Below are 22,697 nucleotides of genomic sequence, written 5' to 3' on the forward strand. Positions count from 1 at the left end.
AATGGGGCCTCAACATGACATTTCAATCTTCGATGCATTTAACTTTTAAGGCCGCACTAGCGACTTCAGTTGCATTCTTATTTGTCACCGCCTCACCAGCATACGCTGCAGACCCAAACAATCCGGCCCGCATCCCTGATAAAATATCGAATTATGAATGTGTAAGTGATGGTTGGAATATCGAAGTCCTGCAATTTCCTACCGGTCAAGATATCGTACGGTTTAAAGGCCAAAATATCATTACCGAGACCCTAAGGACACTACCGGACGGGTGGGCGCCCGACCCTTATTTCCCAACCGGATTAGATCAAGCCACCTTTTTTCCGGATATCGTCCAAGATAATACTAAACCGAATAATGGTAGAGTATGCGATACAAGTGATAATAGCATAATCGGCTACGGCCAATCTTACGTAGTTTTAAAACGAAACAATCGAGAAAACTGGCAAAATACGCAAATTGAATGGGAGGGCGATGCCCACAACCTGATCGGCTTGAGTGCAGGTCAGGTTTTGGGGAAATTTCGTAATTCTTTAGCGCGGCAACCTAATGCGGGCCCGCTTCCGCCTTTGGACATGTGCGTGAGCGCCAACCCGATTTGTTTTTCCGCGAGTGCCCCAAGCCTAGATCGTGGACCTGATGCATTTGCTATAATGGACATGGAAATGCGGGCAATGGAAGCGGACATCACCAGCCGTTTAGGAAATGATAGCTGGGGAGAGCATATTGAAGATTTGGATGGTCTATCCGTGTCTTGGGTGAAAGCATTGGAATCATTGGGAATCGTAAATACCCCTGCAATTCGGGACAATATGCGTCCACGCAATGCAGATGGCGGACAATTTATTTTTAAAAAACTTGTTTCTAATGCGTCCGCTTTAACACTCACTGTCGAGCCGGACGAGGACTTGCCATTGGCGATAAGGAACGAAACCGGAGGCATAACATGGGTTTATCCGTCTAAAACCACTAATCCTCCGGGAACCTCCTGGCCGACTTCAAACCATGTAGATCAACTTCAACCAGCGAACTTTGGTATGCCAGGCGATAATTTTCCAAATCCGGATTATTGCCCTGAAAATGACCCGCGCGTGTCAGCATATATTCCACAATATATATCTGTTTCTGACATCGTCTTGGAACTGGGTTCAGACATTAAATATCTCACAGACCAACAAATGGAAGTCATCGAGTCTAAGGGATGGAAAATTACGGAAGCCCTGAAGGATTGGGAGGAAGATGATTGGCAAAACTCTATTGCAGAAAATCCCAATATGCGTCGTTTGACCTATGATTGTGAAGCACCAAAAATGGAACGTTCTAGTGTAGGGCAAGGACGTTCAGCTTCTAGAATGATGGATGTGAATGCAAGTCGTGATGGTATTAACTGCAAAGTTAAAGATGTTGCATATTATGACGCTCTTATCGAAAAAATGATTGTTGTTAATCCAGTTATTGGAAGTCTTGCAAACCACCCATGCAATCAACTCCGAGCCGTTACAGGAAGCATGTCCAACAGCATCTCTTTACCTTCAATAAAAAGCCCTGCTGTTCGCGCGCCGCTAAAGGTAGTTCCAAAAAAAGCCATCCGATCCCAAAGTCGCGAACCTCTAGCACCTATTGAAAAAGACGAATGACGCATATTTTGGGGTTCGCCAGTTAGATTTTGATAGGCCTTCTTGAAAATTAGTCTAAATTATGAGCCGAATTTCGTGAGCGATTAAGTTAACCAAGGATAGAGCGGTTTGACACCACAGCTTCACTGTGGACACTCAAGGCTGGCAGGTTACGGGCGCACGGCGTCTTCAGCCAATCGATAGCGGTTCTTTTTTCCGGGTTTTGCCAAGACATCGACGCGAATTATACGACCCACTTCAAATGAATTGACATTTGGCAGAGACATTGTGTCGACCCGACCATCTTCTAGTCTGAATGAGACATAGAAGTTCAGTCTTCCAGTATTTGACCTGACTGGACGTATGGCGATGATCTCTACATCTTCAGTGAATTCGACTTCGTAACCTTGTTGTGATCCTGAAAGAGAGAACCAGACGAAAAAAAGACAAACCAGAACGATAACCAACCACCGCATGACAGCCGTATCAAAAAACCATTTAACGCGGTCTTTAGTGGTCAAGTTGCCGCCTGCAACGCCGCGATGTTGCCTTCCCAATCGCTGCCATCAAAAGCGATGCGTTTGGCGATGGTGAGGGTTCCTGTTTCGACGCAGCGATAATTCACGCTCCATTTATCGGGGTGGCTGCGGGGTTGGTAGAGCGGTTTAATCCCACAGGTCGAGCAAAACATATGCACGGCCTGTTTCGTGTTGAACCTGTATTCGGTCAAATCATCTTCGCCCGCTAAAAACCGCAGATCGGCCTTTGGGATGAAGACATGCACATAGCCCGTCATGTTACACATCGAGCAATTGCAGTCTGTCACATCCACCGCGGCAGGTGCGTCAAATTCAAAGCGGACCTCCCCGCAATGGCATCCGCCCTTATGCGTCACAGTGTTTGAATGGGGCATTATTCGGACCCAATTGGGCTACCCGGCGGTAGCGCTTTGGCGGGGGTGACGGGCGATGTTGCCGTCAGCGGACGGTTGCGATAGGCCTTGATCCGCTCCGCAATCCAGACACTGCGTTTGTCATTGCTGAGGCGCAGACCGGCTTCAAAATCACGCAAAGCCATATCGGTCGAGGCTTTCACTGCGGGCGACGCATCGCTATCGGCCAGCGCCATGAGCGCATAGGCATATTGCGCGCGAACGGTGCGTGCGATTTCGCCTGTGCGTCCGCGCGTGGAATAGCCCAAGACGCGGCGGCGTGTGATGCTCATGACGTCGTCAAGCGAGGGATTAGCCGCATCACGACGATGAAATTCCACCAAACGCGCGGCGCGTTGCGGATGGAACAAGACATCAAAGGTCAGGTCCGCCGCTGTCTCTGCTGCGCTTAATGTATCAAAGGCAGGATAGGCCGTCTTGCGGAACAGCTCGCGGTCAGAATCGGCGAAGGACCAACTGCCCAAGCGGGGGGTGAGATGGGCGAGCACCTCATCAGGAATATCCAACGCGGCGGGATTAATCGTGTCCAAGACGGCTTCTAAGGCGGCGCGTTGTTTCGCGGGGGCGACGATTTCTGCCGCGCCGCCATCGCCGTAATTAAAGCTCACGCCGCCAATTGTTTTGGCTGCCGCTGCCGTTTGGAAACGGTGATAGAGATAAATCGGCACAATCGCCGCATTTAAATCAGATTGCGGACGCCCTGCGGGGAGGTTGTCAGGCCCGAATTTCTCTAGGGCAAAGGCCCGCACAGCCATGACCTCCTTCAAGGTTGCGACCGCGTCACTGCCATTGTCCCACACGCTGCCATCGGGATGCCCGGAGCCTACGCCGCGTCCATCCATATCGGCGACATAGGACAAGCCTGAGGCAAAGGCCGCGTCGAGCAGTGCGTCCCGCTCGGCATCCGTATTCTCACCATAGAGCCACGTCGCTGTGACCTTGTCCCAGTCGCCAATCCCGACGCCATAGGCATTGGACACATCTAGCGCGGCCCCATTCGGCGTAGAGACCAAGCGCACATCGGGTGCGGGATAATCCATGACGGAGGCTTTATCATCTGAACTCGCCGCGAAATTATGGGCAAAGCCAAGGGCATGTCCGATTTCATGCGCAGACAGCTGGCGAATACGCGCCAGCGCGAGTTGCACCGGATCATCGGGATCACCGCTATCGGTCTTGCCCGCACCGAGCAGACCTTCGAAAATCATGCGGTCCTGACGCACACGCAGTGAACCGAGGTTCACATGGCCTTTGAGCATTTCGCCTGTGCGCGGATCGGACACGCCGCCGCCATAAGACCACCCGCGCGTCTGGCGATGCACCCATTGAACCGTGTTATAGCGAATATCGAGCGGATGGGCGTCTTCGGGCAGAAGCTCGACGCGATACGCGCCCTCCCAACCTGCGGCGGCGAAGGCGTCTTCCCACCATTTCGCACCATCGACCAAAGCCGACCGAATAGGTTCAGGCGCGCCACTGTCGATATAAAAGACAATCGGATTTTTCACGCTGCCATCCTCGGCGCGTTCCAAACGGTAACGACGGGCAAAGCGTGTCTCGATCGACGCCGAGAGCGGCGCGGAATAATCATAGTGAACTTGTTCAATCGCGCCCGAGCGCGGGTCGGAGATCAACGGCTCAAAACCCGCGTCTGGCAAGCGCACAAAGCTGTGATGTTGGATCAGGGTTGCGTCTTTGCCATTGGCGGCCGTGCTCGCGACTTCTTGGCCGGCGTCGGCGGAACTGAGCGTGAAGAAGACGTCGATTTCAACATTGTCAGGGAACGCCAGCGCGTTCTTTGTATCCACAAAGGTCCGGTCCTTCGCGATAGAAAAACTGCCCTGATCGGCGTCTTTCAAATATTGGACGAGGTTCAAATTGTCGGCGGTCAGGAAGTCCGTCATATCGACAAGCACACCTTTGCGTGCGTCCGTGATGATCGGCAGTGAGGCCATAAATGACCGCGCGAAACTTTCGCGGACAGCGCGCGCTTCAAGCGGGTTATCAGGGGAGGCCCGATAGCGGAGGTTTTCTTCCTCGACGATCATCTTATCGCCCATACGACGCATCGTGATGATCCGGCCACCCTCGCCCCATCCACGATCAAGCCCAACAGGGTTAGACCCCAGACCCGCGGTCAAGCGCGCGGAATGGATCATCCGCAGGCTAACACCCGCTTCATCGGGTTTGGGCAAACGGGCGTAAACTCGGTTGGTCTTGGCATCGACATAAAGGTTAAAGAATCCGGGCCGCTGCTCGAACCCCGCCAAGGGGTTGGGCTTCACCTCACTATTGGAACGCGGGGCGCAGCTGGCCAGAAGAAGAACAAGGGGGAGAAGGACAATATTTCGCATATGCCGTTATAAGCAGGGAAGCCCAGCAGGTGGAAGAGGCATTGGTGATAAAGTTGGATGGAAGGTGCGTTTGGTTTGCTAACTTGTGCGCCGTTTGCGCAATGACTTTGACCCAAATTGGATGCCGTCAGCGGACATTCACGCCAGTGTCCCAAAACACCCAAAATAAATCACGAGACACCCTATGAGGTCTCGCACGAATGCGGGTATGGAGCAGAGTTATTTAAATTGGTCGTCAATCCCGCAAAGCCCTAAGCTTGCCACTTTGACGACCAAAATGTTAACGAGACAAACGCGCCGTAAATAGTGAGTTGCCGATTTCTTCGAAAGCCAATTTTAACTGGGCTTGATTGGAGGCATCAAAAAACTGGCTCGCAGTCGAAGCACAATTTTGTAAAATGGCCTTAGAATTCGCATCATCAAAATTATAGGCGACGGTCCAAACATCTATGTTCGCGGCCTTAATATTCTGACAAAGCTCGCTCGTCAGATCATTCGCTGCGTCTTCATCTGAATCCTCATGCTCTCCATCCTCATAGGGATCTGAGATGGATCGGGTGTTTTTGCCATCTGTCATAAGAACCAAAGCGCGCTTACGTTTCTCTTCCTTATTGGAAAGGGATTCGAAGGGCCTATCCGCATCCAGCATTCTCCAGCCATTAATTAAGCCAGCAGGAATATAGGTGTTCCCTCTGGTCGTTAGGCTGTTTATTTTCGCTTTAACTGCGGTCATATCGTCTGTCAGCGTTAAAACCTCTTCGCCGCAAGTTTGGTTCATTACACCGGGGATTTGTTTCCCCTTATATGCGGCCGTTTTATTGTAAAGACCGCTACGTGATCCTATGCATCCGTTCCATTTTATTTCCCGAGTATAGGCTGACGGACAGTGCTCCACTTCGGGTCCATCATCTTCCCACGAAAGGCAATTCGTCCGCGTTCTCGTGCGTGTCACACCATCCTGAACATAATCCTCGGTTATCGTTTCGGAACTTGTGCACGTTCTGGGTTGGTGCATATAACAGCTGCCCGCTGGCACATTGATGGTTTCATCTGGGGGCACAGTTATCCAATTTTCGTATCTGCGCGACACGCCAACATTGACGTAATCAGAAAACGGCACCACGGCGACACGTGTATCCGCGTCAAATTCTTTGAATATATCAACCAATACGGCTGACGCGGCTTTCAGGCCATCCATGTTGGCACCCGCCATGGAATCCGTTGTGTCCAATACGAGCGAAATATTAATTGGTATTTCTACAGGAAATTTAGCTTCTGACACAGCGGCTATGGGCATTGTTTTTTTACCCACAAAACCCATTAATTGAGTATTATAGATCGAACCTAATTCAACAGTCGCCGTTTCGTCCTTAATGGTAAGCTTCCAATCAATGTCCCAATTTCTCTGATTATTAGCAGCTAAGCTTTGTTCGACAAACGCCTTGACCTTATCATACTTTGTTTCACCAGAGGTCACCGCGGCCAGAACGGCCGCATCGGACAAGCTTTGCATTGTGTTTCTTTGGCTTAGCGCACTCGACATATCGATCGCAGCTCCGACGCCTATTACGACCGTTCCCGAGATAACCGCGAACATCATCCCGACATTGCCAGCGGTATTAGACAAATACTTTCTAAACATTCCAAGACCCCACAAAGTTGACCGTGAACCTCAAAGAATAGGTCCAGCCACGTCATCGGGGGATATAGCTGACTGTAAGTTTATATCCTCCAACCAAACATGCTTTATTTTATCTTAATCGAGGGACGCCGTAGAGAGTATGGTGAATCAAAGGTTAAAATCGAGCATCAACATCACCCGATTTATTGCCTTCGCGAACATGCCCCAATAAAAAGTCTTTCCCTGTTTTTGAGTTAATTAAACCCTGCGATCTTAGTCTCTTACATCTAAAAATAAGAGACTGATCCCCGCTTCAAAAACCCATGATAAGTTACAAGGGTTCTTTCGGACACGGGACAGGTGAGACGTCGCTTACTGGTTCGAAAGACGGTGGAGTTGAGCAGCCTTGTTGTGCAAATCGCATTCGCGAAATGCACTAGACACCGAGGCCTGTGCCGGACTTTTTATAATGAGAGCCGACCAGTGGTTCCAAGTGGGCCAACTCTGGGGTTTATGACTGGCCGTTATATCAAAAACCGCTGCCGCAGGGTTTGCACTTGCGTAAAACACATTTCTATCTTCGGTATTCCGTCGCGGGTGCCGACCCTGCGGGCAGTCCTAACTTCCCGAAGCGTGATATCCAGCAGCTCCCAGATGGGCTGCAACCATATCCCCCTGCCTCCTACATTCTTGCCTCCCCCATTATCACCCCACTCTTGTATTGGAGAAAGCCCCATGCCGCGCATCACGCACCGATGTCCAAAACCCGCCAATCTCTCCACATTTCAGGAGTTACGCAATCTTCGCCTCGCCGTTCAGGTACGGGCGGAACAGGTGAAGCTCCGCCGTCTTGAATGGGACACGCAGACACTGGCTTTGCCCCATATCACGCCGATGCCCGGCGATGGTGAATTGCAAATCCGCCAGCCCCTGACCCAAGGCGATCTTCCCGCGCCCCGCCCGCCCGTCGAGCGGCCCGAATTCGAGGCGGGTATGCCCCATGATTTTTATCAGGTGATGATGGACCTCTATTTGGATGAGCTCCGTGAAGAACGCGATCGCGATCCTTATAATAAGCTTGCATCAATTTCCGCCCAAACGACGAAGATGGTAAAGCAAGACCGTGCGCGAGAGAGACGGGAAAGGGCCAGAGCGCGTGAGCGCGCGCAAAGGTCCAAAGCCTGAACCGCCCAAGCCCGTCCTGATATATAGTACGGATATGCGGATGCCCCATCAAACCTCTCGCATCCCTGTCCGTTCCTCGCTACGACGCCCCTATGATCGAAACATGCCAAATTTACCTGCTCACCCCGCCCGCAATTGAGGACGTTCCCGCCTTTTGCGAAATCCTGAAGACAACCTTGGCGGCCGCGCCTGTCGCCTGTTTGCAAATCCGTCTGAAAGACATTGAGGATTCAGCGCTGGTTCAGGCTGGAACCGCTATCACTGCGGTGTGCCACGCGGCTGGGGTCGAGGTAATTTTGAATGATCGCCCCGATCTTGTGGAACAAACCGGCGCCGATGGGGCCCATATCGGACAAGAAGATATGGACTATTATTCATCCCGGGAGGTGTTGGGCGGGGATGCCATTCTTGGCGTGACCTGTCATAATTCAAAAGAACTGGCCTTTGCAGCTGCAAAAGCCGGCGCGGATTATGTGGCCTTTGGCGCGTTTTTTGAAACGCCGACCAAGGACCCTAAAGCCCGCGCGGAATTGGAGATTTTGACATGGTGGCACGAAGCCGTCGAGATACCGAGCGTCGCAATTGGCGGCATCACAGTGGACAATGCGAAGGCCGTGATTGCGGCGGGCGCGGATTTCATCGCGGTATGTTCGGGCGTTTGGTCCCATCCGGATGGGCCCGCCGCGGCAGTATCACGCTTGTCTGCGCTCTGTTCGGAACATTCTCCCCAGCCGTTTCTCTGACCGCATACGCCTCCCCGACGCTGTCCAATCCAGCGGAAATCGAAACAAATTTCGAAGCCGCCCTCTCCGCTTTCAATAGCGGTCGCTTTACCGAGGCGCTTAGCCTGTCAGAAACAGCTGCAAACTTAGGCAGTTCAGATGCTGCCGTCATGGCGGGATATATCTTGCGCTATGGCAAAGCCGGACGGACCGATATGATGGCCGCGCGCAGTTGGTATGAAAAAGCGACCGTCAAAGGCCATCCAGACGCCCTTGTCGCCTTGGGTGAAATGGGTATTCGCGGACAAGGCGGTCTGACCAAAACTGATGCCGTGTCTTATCTGACGCGGGCCGCAGATGCGGGTCGGACAGACGCTATGCGCGCCCTATCCGATCTCTACCGAACAGGCCAAGGCGTCAGTTCAGACGCGGATGAATCGCAGCGATTATTGAAACAAGCCTCACAAAGCTTCGACACAGAAGCGACGAAACGTTTGGGTGATAGTTTGTTTGAGAGCGATCCAAAGACAGCCCTGAAACATTATGAAGCCGCCGCCAAAGCGGGGAATATCGAAGCCGCGTATATTGCAGGTGTGATGTATGCCGAAAACTTCGAAATTCGGCCGGATAGTGATCGCTCTGCTGCGCTGCTGCGCCAAGCGGCCCTGGGCGGACATGCGGCGGCAATGGCGGATTATGGACTGTTAGTGTATCAAGGCTATGGCGCGGAAAAATCCATTGAAGCCGCCGCCGAATGGTTCCGCAAATCTGCCGAAGGCGGCGATGCCGAGGGGCAATTCCTCTATGCTTTCACCCTCGCTAAAGGCGAAGGGGTCTCGCAGAATTTGGAAGACGCGTATTATTGGGTCCTGAAATCTGGCGAGAGCGCGGTGGATGAATATGATGCCGATAAACGGGCCTTGCGCGAGAGATTAGAAGCCAATGTCGACGGCGCAATCTTGGCGCGCGCACGGGCAAAGCTTTAGCGGGGGCAGATTTGCTAGAGCACGCAAGAGGTCGAGACTCACAAGCCTTGGGTTTTCGAGGTTTTGATACCTCAACCGCGACAGGCTACATGAAACTCTGGAGCTTGGCCATTGCGGGCATAGCGGCTGCGCGAAGACGTTTAAGAATGTCGACCTTTTCGGTTTCATCCTCGCTTACGCCACTCACGAGTTTGGAAAACCCGTCTAGTCGCGAGTTGCGCATCCAATTACGCAGGGCTTTGTTCTGCCCCCACAAGGCTTGGTTCATCATATTCGCAGCCGTCATGCGCACAAAAGCGTCCAAATCATCCGGCAGCGGGACCACGCCTGTCATCGCATTTTTGCTGGCTTCACCGTCAACATGGGCCTCCACCCAAGCAATCATCGCGCCAGAAAACACAGGCTGATAAGACCGTACAGTTTGCGGCGTGATGACATTATCTTGGAACACAGGCTTAATCACATTGTCCTTAATCGCACTGGCCGAACAATCGACAATAACATGCCCGAGCGTGGGTTCTGTGCGTCCATTCGTAAAAGTGATCGTGTTGGCATCGATTGACGCGACACGCCCCTTGCGCACAACATCTTTAACCGTGCGCAATACAGCTAATTCGGGTTCGCTGATTGTTGCGCCGTGAAACATGGTCGGGCGAACGGTTGTATCAAGGCGCAGAAAATAGCCGCAGTCTTCAAGCCGATCGAACATGTCAGCTTTTGAATTCGCCCCCGCAATGGCTTCGAACATACTGGCTTGATTGCCAATGCTATCTTCGAAAAATTCAGGGAAAGGCTGGGTGTTTTTACGATTAATAAGCCATGCATCTCGCGACTTAATCCAGCGAATATTTTTGGCTGGAACCGCATTTTCCAATAACCAAAGAATGGCATCAATCCCCGTCTTCCCGCCGCCGACCACGGTGAAACCAGATGGCGCGTCTTTAACCAACGGCAGGTTATTCAGGGGCATAAACCTGACGTCATCTGCAACTGTGAAATTCGGCGTATGTGTTGACGGAACGGTCGTATCCAGATGCGTGCAGTCGACAATCTTCGCCGCCGCAACGTCAGTTTTCGCTCCCGTAAGGCTATGCTGAAAAACGCCATCGCCCTGATAATCTGAAAGTGGGAAAAACCGAACGCGTCCCGATGCCAGAAATTTTTGGCGCATTACAGAGTCGAAGTAAGCGAGAATTTCTGCTCCCGTTGCCAAATCACCTAAGCCTTTGTTCAGGCCTGTCTCATCCGTCAGACCTTGGCTTAATTCCCGTGAGTTAACGCCGTAAAACGCGCTGGGTTGGTGAAGTGTTACGAAAGGGTAGGCTGAGTTCCAGTGACCGCCAGGCTTGGCGAAACGGTCAACCATAATGATGTCGGCGTCAGGCTTTTCATCCAAAAGCGTATCGACAAAGGCCATACCAACGGCACCACTACCAACAACAAGGTAATCTGTTTTGAGTGTATTCGTCATGACGCAGCGGATATCACAGCTATCGACACATGTCGCGCAATGATTTGGCGCCTTAACGCCAAAACGAAGATCTTCAGACTTGTTAGTTCAAGGTACGAGCAATGCGGATGCCATAGTCATCATAACGGTAATCGGTCACATATCGAACGCGAGCCGCGGCGCGCATTTGGTACCCGTGGGTGACCCATGAGCCGCCTTTCATGACGCGGTATTTACAGTCACCATCTTTGCGGGGTGACCCATCGCCAATTGCGCGGCTGTGATCTTTGTTCCAACAGTCTTCCACCCACTCGTAAACATTTCCGTGCATATCGTGAACGCCAAAAGCGTTAGCGGGATAACGGCCCACCGGCTGGGTCTTCCTCAAATACGGGCCTGTTTGACTCGTGCCGTAAGGCGCTTTTCCGTCAAAGTTTGCTAGCTTCGCGCTAATTTCATAGCCAGTTCCAAATGGAGCATCTGGTTGTCCAGCGCGCGCCACATATTCCCACTCTGCTTCAGAAAGCAGACGGTAAGTATCACCTGTCTTGCCGTTTAACCAAGAAAGGAACTTCTGTGCGTCATTGTAGCTTATGTTAATGACAGGGCGCTTACCTTTACCCCAACCCTTATCATCAGGTCTATAACCACCGCAGCCGCCGTCGCTGACACACTTGGCCCAATCGTCAAATGTAATTTCAAATTTGCTGACTTCGAAGGCGTAATTTATTTGGGTGTCACGCAGGGGGTTTTCAAAACGAGCTCGTTTTTTTTCAAAGTTTGGCGAACCCAATTTACCGTAACCTGGATTAATAACGACCATTTCGATGCCCATTGGTGAGCTTCCAGGTGTTATTTGAACAACTGGTGCAGGGACCGCATTTCGTCGCGCCGCTTCGGCAGCCAGCCGTCTGGCTTCTGCGCGTTCTTTAAGAAGTTGCTTAGGATAGCTATCCACAACTTCTGGAGTTGCTTGTGCAAAGGCCGCTTGCGAATAAGTCAAGCCAACGCCTGCAACTCCCAAAACTATAGCCGTATTTAAAATTTTCATTTTCATATCCTTCCCCCTCGCACTCATTGCAGACTGCCATACCGCCAAAGCGTTAAACCTATCTTATGACGTCATCAAACGTGATGGAGTCAACATTAACAGCGCTGGATGATATTCCAGCAGATAATATCAGGGGAATTACACCCACATAACTGGCGGGTCTATCAGAGTATAATCTTGGAGTGTCAACTCAATGAAACGTCACTTTAAGAACATTAAATGGTAACCTCAAATCAGCCAATCCAAAGAATCTGTGTCAATGTTCATGACCTGGATTATTGCGCGCGAGTTTGCGCATCAAACCAGGCCAGACCAAATTATCCCCCATGCCGGGAACAAAAGCGGCCGCGCCCTGAGCGTAAACACGATCACCCATTTCTGCGGGTTCCTCAATCAAAGCGTCTTCGCTTCCCACGCTCTGCGCAAATATCTGCGCTTTGCAAGCATTCTCCAAGAAGTACATACGAAGAAAAGCTGTACCACAACTTGGTCCCAGCGTGAGAGTCCCGTGATTTCTCAGCATCAACAGGGATTTGCTGCCGAGGTTTGCGACAATCCGATCCCGCTCTTCGAGCTCCAAAGCGATACCTTCGTAATCGTGATACGCGAGGTCGTTATAAACCTGCATCGACATTTGAGTGTAACGACGCAGGCCTTTTTTCTGCGCGCTGACCGCCATTCCGTAAGGTGTATGGACATGAATAACGCAGCCGGCATCTGCCCGCGCATTATGAACGGCTGAGTGGATCGTAAAACCTGCGGGATTAATGAAATAGGGAGTCTCTTGGCAGACCTTGCCTTCTCCATCGATTTTCACAAGCGCAGAGGCCGTCATCTCATCAAACATGACCCCATAAGGATTGATCAAGAAACGGTGCTGTCCATCTTCATCAGGCAATCTCGCAGAGATGTGCGTGAAAACAAGGTCTGTCCAGCCGTGCATCGCACACAGACGATATGTTGCCGCCAGATTTTTACGAATTTGCCATTCTGTCGCTGAGACTTTGCCCTCTAAACGCTCAATTTTCGTGGGGTCTGCAATATCAAAACCAGACATCGCGTCGAGTGCTGAGCTGGGGCTATTATCTGTTTGCGCGTTCATTTTGGTCCTCCATTTTCGCTATTGATAGCTTGCGCATCGCATTTGGCAAGTTATGGCGGGGTGATGATAAATGAACGACACTTTGGAACGACCCAAGATGGGCGGGAAATAAGCGCCTATGAACTTGGCCTGCCGAACGGAATCACAGCGACAATATTAAATTATGGCGCCACATTGCAGGCTCTCTATTTACCCGATGGGCGCAATGTCACGCTTGGTTACGGAACATTGGAACCTTACGTGTCTGGCGTTCATTATTTAGGTGGAATTGTCGGACGGAACGCAAATCGTATAGCCCCCGCAAGAATGATCATCAACGGAACGAAATTTCAACTTACCGCAACGGATGGCGAAGCAAATTTACACAGTGGACCGATGGGGTTTGAGACACAGATTTGGTCGACGTCTGTTGAAGATAACGCGTTGGTTCTACACCATATCTCGCCTGATGGAGACGGCGGGTTTCCAGGAGAGCTGGACGTAACTCTCAGAATAATAGTCGGGCAAATGTCACTTAGATTGGAAATGTTGGCCCGAACCACGAAACCAACCCCCGTAAATATGACATGGCATCCCTATTGGAACCTCCTCGGCAAAGGTCGAATTGATGGTCACGTGCTTTCCGCCGAATCGACCGAAATCACAGTCCTCCAAAAGGCACAGCCCATGCCGCTCAATCAGACACGTTTTGACTTTCGACAACCATTGGCATTGGGGTCTGTCCAGATCGACGACAATTACGTCAATATTGGAAAAGCCAGCGTCAGCGCGAACGGCACGACGCTCCATGTCTCTAGCTCACTTCCCGATCTGCAAATTTACACGGGTGATCATTTACCAGTGCCGAGATCAGGCATCGCGCTAGAGCCTCAATATCGACCCAATGACATAAATTTTGCTCAGAACTGCCTATTGCAGCCAGAGCAGACCTATAACCATTGGATCGAATACTCCTTCGAAACGACCTAAAGAACGGACTTGGCGTCGACCCAGTCTAGGCCTTGCGCTTCCGCGACAGCTTCAATCGTCAACATACCTTCGCAGACGTTCAAACCATTGAGGAGGTGTTTGTCCTCGCGCATTGCGTCTTTCCATCCCATCCGTGCAATCCGCTTGGCATAGGGCAAAGTTGCACCATTCAAGGCATAAGCTGATGTCCGCGCCACTGCGCCTGGCATATTCGCAACGCAATAATGCACCACACCGTCAACGATGTAGGTTGGGTCAGCATGTGTTGTGGCCTTCGAAGTTTCGAAACACCCACCTTGATCGATCGCGACATCTACAAGCACCGCTCCCTCTTTCATGGTCGAGAGCATATCCCGCGACAAAAGCTTCGGCGCTGCTGCACCTGGAATAAGAACCGCTCCGATGACAAGATCGGCATCCTGAATGATTCTTGCCAAAGCATCAGGCGTTGAACGGCGGACTTGCGCGCGATTGCCGAATTCGTAGGATAGCTTTTCCATCACTTTGTTAGAGCGCTCCAAAATCGTAACGTCTGCTTGCATACCGATCGCCATGAGCGCGGCATTATATCCGACGTCACCGCCTCCAATAATCACCACTTTGCCAGAAGCCACACCTGGGACGCCACCGAGAAGCACACCGCGGCCACCGCCAAGTTTCTGAAGCGCCGTGGCACCCACTTGCGTTGCCAATCGGCCTGCGACTTGGCTCATTGGCTTCAACAGAGGCAGCTCTCCGCTTTCATCTGTGACAGTCTCATAGGCGATGCAAATTGCGCCCGATTTGATCAAGGCTTGGGTCTGCTCTGGGTCTGGCGCCAAATGCAAGTAAGTATATAGAATTTGACCCGGACGCAGCATGGCGCACTCAACAGGCTGAGGCTCCTTCACTTTAACGATCATGTCACAACCAGCAAAAATTTCTGCCGCAGTAGTCTTGATGACAGCGCCTGCCGAGACATAGTGCTCATCTAGGCTTCCGATCCCGGCGCCAGCTGATGCTTCAACCCAAATCTCATGACCATCGGCCACTAATTCGGATACAGATTCGGGCGTAAGGCCCACGCGATATTCTTGCGATTTAATTTCCGTTGGGACACCGATGCGCATGAGACTCTCCTTAGACCAGCAACAGAAAGGCAATACGTTATTCTATTTGAGAAATTATACGTTTTCGACTTGGTTAAACGATAATTTTCAGGATATTATCCGAAAAACTATTCCAGAATTGATAAAAATTATGAGTATCTCAGATATTGACCGTAAAATCCTGCATGAGCTTCAAATGAACTGCAGGCAAAGTTCTGCCGTGATTGGAGAGAAAGTGGGTTTGTCGCCCTCCGCCTGCCATCGGCGAATTGGCCTCCTAGAGGACAAGGGCCTGATTGAAAGATATGCCGCTCGCTTAAATGGTCAGAAACTCGGTTTTGCAATGACGTTCTATGTCGAGGTTACATTGGAAGGCCAAAGTGAGGCCATTCTCTCTGCTTTCGAGAAAGCAGCCCTGTCACGCCCCGAAGTTTTAGAATGTCATTTGATGACTGGACAGGCAGACTACCTGATAAAGGTCGCAGCCCCGGATACATCAGATTATGAACGCATCTATCGCCGTACCATTGCGGCGTTACCGCATGTCAGCCGCATTCAATCCAGCCTTGTTATGAAAACCGTCAAACGTTGGGCTGGATATCCCGCGCTTTAGAACTTGCTGATGGCCTCTGTTGAGCGATCAAAGCTTGGATAAGTCGCGCGTTGACTCTCAGTTACCAGCAGATTTGTAGCTCATAGGCACCCCAGAGAAGTAAATGAGCGATATTTAATCGCCTTAAGGCAAAAAATCACGGCAAAGCCAATGGACCGCGTCGCAGTGCTCGGCTAGAGCCGCTAGTGAGTTGAGCGCAGACTGGATGACAGGGATACATTGCCCAAAATTACTTCGAAAATTCTTTGGTTGAAAACCGCAGCGCCCATGGCCGTTGTGATGGGCCTGGCATGGGTAACGCCAGCTCAGGCACAAATTGGGAATGTGACGCGCGCGGATGGTGATCTTAAACTCGCTGCAGACAGTCCATTCCGAGATCCAGATATCATCTATTTGGAGGCAGATACGCTTACCAATGATGAAGCCACTCAAATTCTCACCGCCGAAGGCAGTGTCGAAGGCCGATATCAGGACCGCACATTACGGGCAGATCGCGTTGTGTATAACTTGACTACAGGTCAGGTAATTGCCTCTGGCAATGTGGTATTGGTCCAGGCTGACGGCAGCTCTCAATATGCGGATAAGCTTGAGCTTTCGAATGAACTTGAAGCGGGTACTGCGACCGATTTTGTTGCCCGCCTCCCCAGCGGCGCGGTCACAGCGGCTCGTTTTGTGGCACGCGGTAAAAACGGCGAAGTTGAACTTTATAACGCCTATTACACTGCCTGTGAGGTTTGCGCAGAGAAACCCAACCCCACTTGGCGGATCAAAGCTCGGCGCGTGACCCAAGATGACGAGTCGCGGACCGTCCGATATCGCGATGCAACGTTTGAGTTGTTTGGCCTCCCCGTATTTTACACGCCATTTTTGGCCCATCCGGATCCTAGTGCAGACCGTGCGAGTGGTATTCTCACACCATTTGCAGGTTATTCTGAAGCGACCGGTTTTAACGCGCGCGTACCCTATTACTGGGCAATCGACGATTATACGGAAGCGACGATAACGCCACGGGTGTACAGCAAAGTTAATCCCTTGATGGAATACCAATTTGCGCGTCAATTTCATACAGGACGGATCGAAATCGACGGCAGCTTCACATATGGGAGCGCCTTCGACCGTAACGGTAATTCATTCGATGATGCGTCATTATTTAGAAATCCAGACGGCGCTCCCATTGGTAAACGCTGGCGCAGCCATTTCTTCGCAAAGGGGCTTTTTGCACCATCGGATTTTTGGACCTACGGTTTCGGACTTCAATTTACGACTGATGACAATTATCTAGCGCGCTATAGTCTTGACGAACAACGTCAAACCCAAGGCCTGTATGAAGGCGAGTCGCTTCGAAATACGTCGCAAGCCTTCGTAATTGGGCAGAACGACAATACTTCCGTGACCGTTTCGACAGTCGGTTTTCAGGATCTGCGCGATAGGATCACTCAGCGGGATGACGGGACTTATTCTGTCTCGACCTCCGACGATGGACGCCTGCCTATCCTTGCGCCGCGTATCGAACTCAAACACTATATAAACGACCCCATAATTGGCGGCCGCCTCAAAGCCTCCAGCAACGTTACAGTCTTAACACGGGAAACAGGTTCAGATTACACGCGGGCGACAGCTGGGTTAGACTACAGCAAAACCTGGGTCGCGCCCGGCGGAATTGAAGTCAAACCCTTCGGAAATATCCGCACGGATTACATCGCGATCAGTACGGATTCCGATATCACCCCAGATGTTGAAGACCCACAATTTTCGCGGGTTTTGGGTCAAGGCGGTGTCGACATCCGATATCCATTCATCAAAATCGGAGACAAGGTCAACTGGACCTTAGAGCCCCGTATTCAGGTCACCCAAAGCTTTGGCGACCCAAAACTCGATGAATTTGCGGTCGGAGACACGAATAGTTTCGTTTTGTCAGAAGACGCAGGGAACGCGGATCTCGACGGGGCCCTTTTATGGCAATCGAACAAGTCCTCTGGTTTTGATTTTTGGCAGGAAGGCACCCGCATTGACGTCGGTGGATCCGTCGCTGCAAGTTGGGGCAAGAGAAGTTCTGCCGAAATTTTCGCGGGGCAGTCTTTCTCTTCAGGTTCGAATGGGACTGCAATTGATGGTCTTTCGAATGAAGACGGAGGTTTTTTGCTGGGCTCTGGTTTAGAGGGCAAACAGTCTGATATCGTCGGCGAGGCCACCCTTAAGTTGGGTAATTTAATCAAGTCGCAAACACGTCTGCGATATAATGAAGACACGAATGACCTGACGCGAATTGACACTCAGCTGAACTTAAGAACCAAATGGGTGAGTGCGGGCGCTCGCTACTTCAAACTAAATGATGCGTCACGGCAATTAATCGAAACGCCGGGAGCGCCCCCTGAAGAAATTTCCGGGAACATCCGTCTCAGATTTTCGGAAAACTGGAGTACATCGTTCCAAGCCAACCATGATCTTGATTCAGATAAAACGCGCTCACTAGGCCTAGGTTTGCGTTATGAAGACGACTGTACACTTATCGAGCTGCTCTACACGAGAAATGACTTCAGTAATGACGCAGTCCGAAACCAAGGTGGGATCGGAATTCGCGTTTCATTATTGACCTTGGGCGAGTTTGGCGACTAGCCAACAAAGCTCTTTTCAACGACAAACTCGGCAGGTTGAGAATTTGATCCTTCGGTCAGGCCAAAGCCTTCGACAAGCTTCGCTGTATCATCGATCATATCTTTAGAACCGCAAATCATTACACGGTCCGTCTCAGGGTTAAGTGGGGCCGTACCCGCCGCATCAAATAATTCGCCTGTTTCAAGTAGCGTCGTAATGCGGCCTTTGATCGGATGATCTTCGCGCGTCAGTGATGTGATCAGCTTCAAACGCGATGAACCATCCTCACGAACGACCATTTCGCCCACTAATGGATCATTGATCAAATCATTCACAAGTCGGGTGGAGTATTCCAACTCACCCGCTTCACGGCAGGTATGCGTGACGATGACTTCATCGTAGCGCTCATATGTTTCAGGGTCGCGCACCAGAGACGCGAAGGGCGCGAAACCTGTTCCGGTGGAAAACATCCACAGACGCTTACCCGGCAATAAGGCGTCTAGCACCAGAGTTCCGACGGGTTTACGGCCTAACAAGACGGTATCGCCAATCTCAATTTTTTGAAGGCGGGAGGTGAGCGGACCATCCTCAACTTTGATTGAATAAAATTCCAACTTGTCGTCCCAAGCCGGAGACGCGATGGAATACGCTCTCATAATGGGGCGCTTTTGGTCTTCTGTCTTTGGTAAACCAATCATAATGAACTCGCCTGTCCGAAAACGGAAAGACGCAGGTCGCGAGATCGAAAAAGCAAAAAGTCGATCGGTAAAATGCTCGACCGAAAGCACTTTTTCCTCTGTTGGGGCATTAGACATAGTAATAAATTCCGTCTTCAATTTACATTCCGCGCGCCACATAGACGGGTGCGCGAGGCGTTTCAATATTCTATATAGTGAACTTATCGTTCTTTATAAAGAACACACATAAAATTGATCTTTTTTCGGTCCGCTAGATGGAAGATGTTGAACCAGCCAACCTAACGCGTAAACACGTCAGCATGACCGACCTAAAGCTGAAATCTGATTTCGCCACTGCCAAACGCACAGAGTGGCAAAAGACTGTGACCTCTGGCTTGAAAACAGGCACCTTTGAGGACCTGATTCACTATTCAGAGGATGGAATTGCGCGCGGACCGCTGATGAGTGCAACGGATTTACCGCCCTCCCTTGCGCCATTAGCGAGAACTGCACTGCCGAAACTTGAAGGCCGCAAGTGGCATATCACAGCGCCGGTCAGGGGCATCGACCTCAATCATGCCAACACGCAACTTTTGGAAAACCTCAAAGGTGGCGCAAGTGCCATACGGATCGAGAATGGCGACGCGCTCAAAAATAGAAATGATCTAAAACGACTGTTGGAGGGTGTTCACCTAGACCTCGTGCCTATTCAGTTTGCGCCCAAATCTGGAAACGCGTCCAGTTTAACCCAAGCTTTGTCCATTGCGGCCCTCAAAGAAACATCTGTGTGGGCGGGCTTGGACCCAATTGATGACGAAGCCGCAATCAACGCCACCTTAAGACAAACGCCCGCTGGCTGGAAGCTAATGACAATTTCCGCTTGTCATATCCACGAGCAAGGCGGCACCGATGTTCAAGAGCTCGCAGGCCTTGCAGCCCATTTGGCAGATGCTATTCGCGTCTATGGGACTGACACGGTGTGCAAGCACATGGTAATCGAAATCGCGTCCGATCGAGACTCACACCTCACCATCGCAAAAATAAGAGCTGCGCGCAGACTGACAAGGCGGATCACAGAAGCCTTTGATATTGATGGGTCAGCGATACCAATCTGCGCCGTAACCTCATTGCGCATGATGCAAACCCAGGATGCGTGGACCAACCTTCTACGCGTCATGAGCGCAGGTTTCGGATCTGTTATCGGGGGGGCTGATATGATTACGACACGGCCCTTCACCGATGGATTGGGAGAGGCCACGCCTTTCGCGCATCGTATCGCCCGAAACATGCAATTGATGATGATGGAAGAAAGTCACTTGGGCCAAGTCGCCGATGCAGCGCACGGCAGTTATTGGCACGAACATATGACGGAAGCCCTCGCTCAATCCGCGTGGCGCGCATTTCAGATGATCGAGCAAAAAGGTGGTATTCGATCTTACATGGACAGCGGAGAATTCGATACCGCCTTACACGCCTCTCAGGCGGCGCGTGCAGCTCGAAGTGAGCCCCTTCTTGGAATAACTTTGCATCCCGCAAAGAATGTCAAAGATCCGGAGGTTCGCACATGACCTACCCTGATTTCACAAAACTCGATCTTGGCAGACCGCAAGGGACCTCCCGTGGCGGAGACAGCTGGGAGTCGCCAGAAGGCATTAATATACGTTCGCATTATAATAAGGACGATATCGACGGCCTTCCATTTTTGGACACCCAGCCGGGTTTTGCCCCCTATCTGCGCGGACCATATCCAACCATGTATGTGCAGCGCCCCTGGACGGTCAGACAATATGCAGGATTCTCAACCGCCGAAGATTCTAATGCCTTCTACAGACGCAACCTAGCCGCAGGTCAGAAGGGTCTTTCCGTAGCGTTCGATCTCGCTACCCATCGCGGCTACGATAGCAATCATCCGCGTGTACCGGGTGACGTCGGTATGGCAGGGGTCGCGATCGATAGCATCTATGACATGCGCATTTTGTTCGACCAAATTCCGCTCGATAAAATGTCCGTTTCCATGACCATGAATGGTGCCGTTCTACCCGTTCTCGCCCTCTACATCGCAGCCGCAGAGGAGCAAGGCGTTTCGCAGGAGAAACTCGCAGGAACCATACAGAATGACATTCTCAAGGAATTTATGGTTCGGAACACATATATATATCCACCCAAGCCAAGTATGCGGATCATCTCCGATATTTTTGCCCATACCAGTCAGCATATGCCGAAGTTCAATTCGATCTCGATCTCTGGCTACCACATGCAAGAAGCGGGAGCTTCGGCAGATATTGAGCTCGGCTATACGCTCGCTGACGGCCTCGAATATGTCAGAACAGGTATCGCGGCAGGTATGGACATAGACCGTTTCGCCCCGCGCCTGTCCTTCTTCTGGGCGGTAGGTATGAATTATTTCATGGAAGTCGCAAAACTTCGCGCGGCCCGATTGCTCTGGGCGCAATTGATTGGTGAATTTAATCCGACAAATCAAAAATCGAATATGCTAAGGACACACTGTCAAACGTCTGGCTGGTCACTAACCGCACAAGATGTTTTTAACAATGTAGGCCGAACCCATATCGAAGCTATGGCCGCGGTTGATGGCGGCACCCAATCTTTGCACACAAACTCATTGGATGAGGCCCTCGCTTTACCGACGGATTTCTCAGCTCGGATTGCACGAAACACGCAAATTTTCCTACAAACTGAAGGCAAGCACACCGCCCAAATCGACCCATGGGCGGGCAGTTACTACGTCGAGCGCTTAACGCATGATTTGGCGGCGCGGGCCCTCTCACGGATACAAGAAGTAGAAGCTTTAGGCGGCATGGCCGCTGCGATTGAAGCCGGCATTCCAAAGCTCCGTATCGAAGAGTCTGCTGCGCGCATTCAAGCTAGAATCGATAGCGGCGGACAAACAGTTGTGGGCGTGAACAAATATCTCTCCGATGAAAAAGACGACATCCCCATTCTGAAAGTAGACAACGCGGCTGTGCGGCAGGGCCAAATAGCCCGACTTAAACAGCTCCGCGCTGACCGAGATACGCAAGCTACGATGAAGGCTTTAGATGCCCTCACGAAATCAGCAGATACGGGAGACGGTAACCTCCTCGCGCTAGCTGTGGATGCGGCGCGCAAGAAGGCCACAGTTGGTGAAATATCTGATGCATTAGAAAAAGTTTACGGGCGTTTCTCTGCAAAGCCGGCGGGCGTCCGAGGCGTCTATTCAGGCGCGTTTGATGATAAAAACCCAAGTTTTAAAGCCGCTAAATCTCGGATTGACGCTTTCACGGAGCTCGAGGGGCGCAAACCTAAAATATTGATCGCAAAAATGGGACAAGACGGTCACGATCGCGGCCAGAAAGTCGTCGCGACAGCCTTCTCTGACATAGGTTTCGACGTTGTCATCGGCCCTCTATTCCAAACACCTGGAGAGGCGGCGGACCTCGGCATTTCGTCCGATGTCGACATTATTGCGGCGAGCTCACTTGCGGCGGGGCATTTGTCTCTTGTCCCCGAATTACGGGACGCACTGAAAGCCAAAGGACGCGACGACATTCTGATAATTGTTGGTGGCGTCATTCCACCAGAAGATGTTGAAACCTTGAAAAATATGGGCGCCAAGGCCGTCTTCCCACCTGGCACGAATATTCCAGATGCGGTTTTAGAAGTTTTAGACGTCGTCAATATGCGATTAAGTCAGGGTGCCTGATCAACGGAAAGTG

At 51.3% G+C, this 22,697-nt stretch carries 18 protein-coding genes; 9 read left to right on the forward strand and 9 right to left on the reverse strand.

All coding sequences use genetic code 11. The annotated features are described in order from the left end of the window. Positions 1 to 14: 14 nt before the first annotated feature. Positions 15 to 1,637 (forward strand): hypothetical protein, encoded by a 1,623-nt coding sequence (locus IE073_RS06885; RefSeq protein ID WP_189583131.1) that lies wholly within the window; start codon positions 15 to 17, stop codon positions 1,635 to 1,637. Positions 1,638 to 1,786: 149 nt separating this feature from the next. On the opposite strand, the gene IE073_RS06890 is transcribed toward IE073_RS06885, so the two are convergent. The 4 genes from IE073_RS06890 to IE073_RS06905 form a co-directional block, all read right to left on the reverse strand. Continuing rightward, positions 1,787 to 2,137: a hypothetical protein gene (locus IE073_RS06890; RefSeq protein ID WP_189583134.1), complete on the reverse strand. Its 351-nt coding sequence runs from the start codon at positions 2,135 to 2,137 to the stop codon at positions 1,787 to 1,789. Beyond that, complete coding sequence (locus IE073_RS06895; protein WP_189583136.1) at positions 2,134 to 2,529, reverse strand: GFA family protein; 396 nt, start codon at positions 2,527 to 2,529, stop codon at positions 2,134 to 2,136. Before IE073_RS06895 ends, IE073_RS06890 begins: the two co-directional genes overlap by 4 nt. After that, positions 2,529 to 4,922, reverse strand: a complete 2,394-nt coding sequence (locus IE073_RS06900) for a zinc-dependent metalloprotease (protein ID WP_189583139.1) — start codon at positions 4,920 to 4,922, stop codon at positions 2,529 to 2,531. Before IE073_RS06900 ends, IE073_RS06895 begins: the two co-directional genes overlap by 1 nt. 280 nt (positions 4,923 to 5,202) lie before the next feature. Then, the gene (locus IE073_RS06905; RefSeq protein ID WP_189583142.1) at positions 5,203 to 6,564 is read right to left on the reverse strand and encodes a TadE/TadG family type IV pilus assembly protein; all 1,362 of its coding nucleotides are present in this window, start codon (positions 6,562 to 6,564) and stop codon (positions 5,203 to 5,205) included. 714 nt (positions 6,565 to 7,278) lie between these two features. Here IE073_RS06905 and IE073_RS06910 point away from each other — a divergent pair. From IE073_RS06910 to IE073_RS06920, 3 genes are all read left to right on the forward strand, one after another. After that, entirely contained in the window at positions 7,279 to 7,728 is a 450-nt protein-coding gene (locus IE073_RS06910) for a hypothetical protein (protein WP_189583145.1), read from the forward strand. A 92-nt stretch (positions 7,729 to 7,820) separates the two neighbouring features. After that, the gene (thiE, locus tag IE073_RS06915; RefSeq protein WP_189583148.1) at positions 7,821 to 8,471 is read left to right on the forward strand and encodes a thiamine phosphate synthase; all 651 of its coding nucleotides are present in this window, start codon (positions 7,821 to 7,823) and stop codon (positions 8,469 to 8,471) included. Continuing rightward, positions 8,375 to 9,436, forward strand: a complete 1,062-nt coding sequence (locus IE073_RS06920; protein ID WP_189583151.1) for a tetratricopeptide repeat protein — start codon at positions 8,375 to 8,377, stop codon at positions 9,434 to 9,436. Before thiE ends, IE073_RS06920 begins: the two co-directional genes overlap by 97 nt. An 85-nt stretch (positions 9,437 to 9,521) precedes the next feature. On the opposite strand, the gene IE073_RS06925 is transcribed toward IE073_RS06920, so the two are convergent. The 3 genes from IE073_RS06925 to IE073_RS06935 all read right to left on the reverse strand — a co-directional run bounded on the left by IE073_RS06925 (position 9,522) and on the right by IE073_RS06935 (position 13,039). Continuing rightward, positions 9,522 to 10,907, reverse strand: coding sequence for an NAD(P)/FAD-dependent oxidoreductase (locus tag IE073_RS06925; protein WP_189583154.1), 1,386 nt, complete (start codon positions 10,905 to 10,907; stop codon positions 9,522 to 9,524). An 82-nt stretch (positions 10,908 to 10,989) separates the two neighbouring features. Continuing rightward, entirely contained in the window at positions 10,990 to 11,937 is a 948-nt protein-coding gene (locus tag IE073_RS06930) for a formylglycine-generating enzyme family protein (RefSeq protein ID WP_233349881.1), read from the reverse strand. A gap of 256 nt (positions 11,938 to 12,193) precedes the next feature. Then, positions 12,194 to 13,039 carry a class II aldolase/adducin family protein gene (locus tag IE073_RS06935; RefSeq protein ID WP_189583160.1) on the reverse strand — a complete coding sequence of 282 codons (846 nt, stop codon included), beginning with the start codon at positions 13,037 to 13,039 and terminating at the stop codon, positions 12,194 to 12,196. A gap of 63 nt (positions 13,040 to 13,102) precedes the next feature. Between IE073_RS06935 and IE073_RS06940 the strand changes: the two genes are divergently transcribed. Then, a complete protein-coding gene (locus IE073_RS06940; protein ID WP_189583163.1) occupies positions 13,103 to 14,008 on the forward strand; it encodes an aldose epimerase family protein in 906 nt (301 codons plus the stop codon). On the opposite strand, the gene ald is transcribed toward IE073_RS06940, so the two are convergent. After that, positions 14,005 to 15,117, reverse strand: coding sequence for an alanine dehydrogenase (ald, locus tag IE073_RS06945; protein WP_189583166.1), 1,113 nt, complete (start codon positions 15,115 to 15,117; stop codon positions 14,005 to 14,007). The two genes, IE073_RS06940 and ald, sit on opposite strands and share 4 nt — an antisense overlap. Between ald and IE073_RS06950 the strand changes: the two genes are divergently transcribed. Then, positions 15,116 to 15,709: an Lrp/AsnC family transcriptional regulator gene (locus IE073_RS06950; RefSeq protein WP_233349883.1), complete on the forward strand. Its 594-nt coding sequence runs from the start codon at positions 15,116 to 15,118 to the stop codon at positions 15,707 to 15,709. The genes ald and IE073_RS06950 overlap by 2 nt on opposite strands. Before the next feature lie 219 nt (positions 15,710 to 15,928). Next, positions 15,929 to 18,325: an LPS-assembly protein LptD gene (locus IE073_RS06955; RefSeq protein WP_189583169.1), complete on the forward strand. Its 2,397-nt coding sequence runs from the start codon at positions 15,929 to 15,931 to the stop codon at positions 18,323 to 18,325. Here IE073_RS06955 and IE073_RS06960 read toward each other — a convergent pair. Then, positions 18,322 to 19,119 (reverse strand): ferredoxin--NADP reductase, encoded by a 798-nt coding sequence (locus IE073_RS06960; protein WP_189583171.1) that lies wholly within the window; start codon positions 19,117 to 19,119, stop codon positions 18,322 to 18,324. The two genes, IE073_RS06955 and IE073_RS06960, sit on opposite strands and share 4 nt — an antisense overlap. A gap of 182 nt (positions 19,120 to 19,301) precedes the next feature. Here IE073_RS06960 and IE073_RS06965 point away from each other — a divergent pair, with 182 nt between their 5' ends. Beyond that, a complete protein-coding gene (locus tag IE073_RS06965; protein WP_189583174.1) occupies positions 19,302 to 20,549 on the forward strand; it encodes a methylmalonyl-CoA mutase family protein in 1,248 nt (415 codons plus the stop codon). Continuing rightward, positions 20,546 to 22,684 (forward strand): methylmalonyl-CoA mutase, encoded by a 2,139-nt coding sequence (gene scpA / locus IE073_RS06970; RefSeq protein ID WP_189583177.1) that lies wholly within the window; start codon positions 20,546 to 20,548, stop codon positions 22,682 to 22,684. Before IE073_RS06965 ends, scpA begins: the two co-directional genes overlap by 4 nt. Positions 22,685 to 22,697: the final 13 nt, after the last annotated feature.

The sequence above is a fragment of the Litorimonas cladophorae genome (genome assembly GCF_014652455.1).
GTDB lineage: Bacteria > Pseudomonadota > Alphaproteobacteria > Caulobacterales > Maricaulaceae > Litorimonas > Litorimonas cladophorae.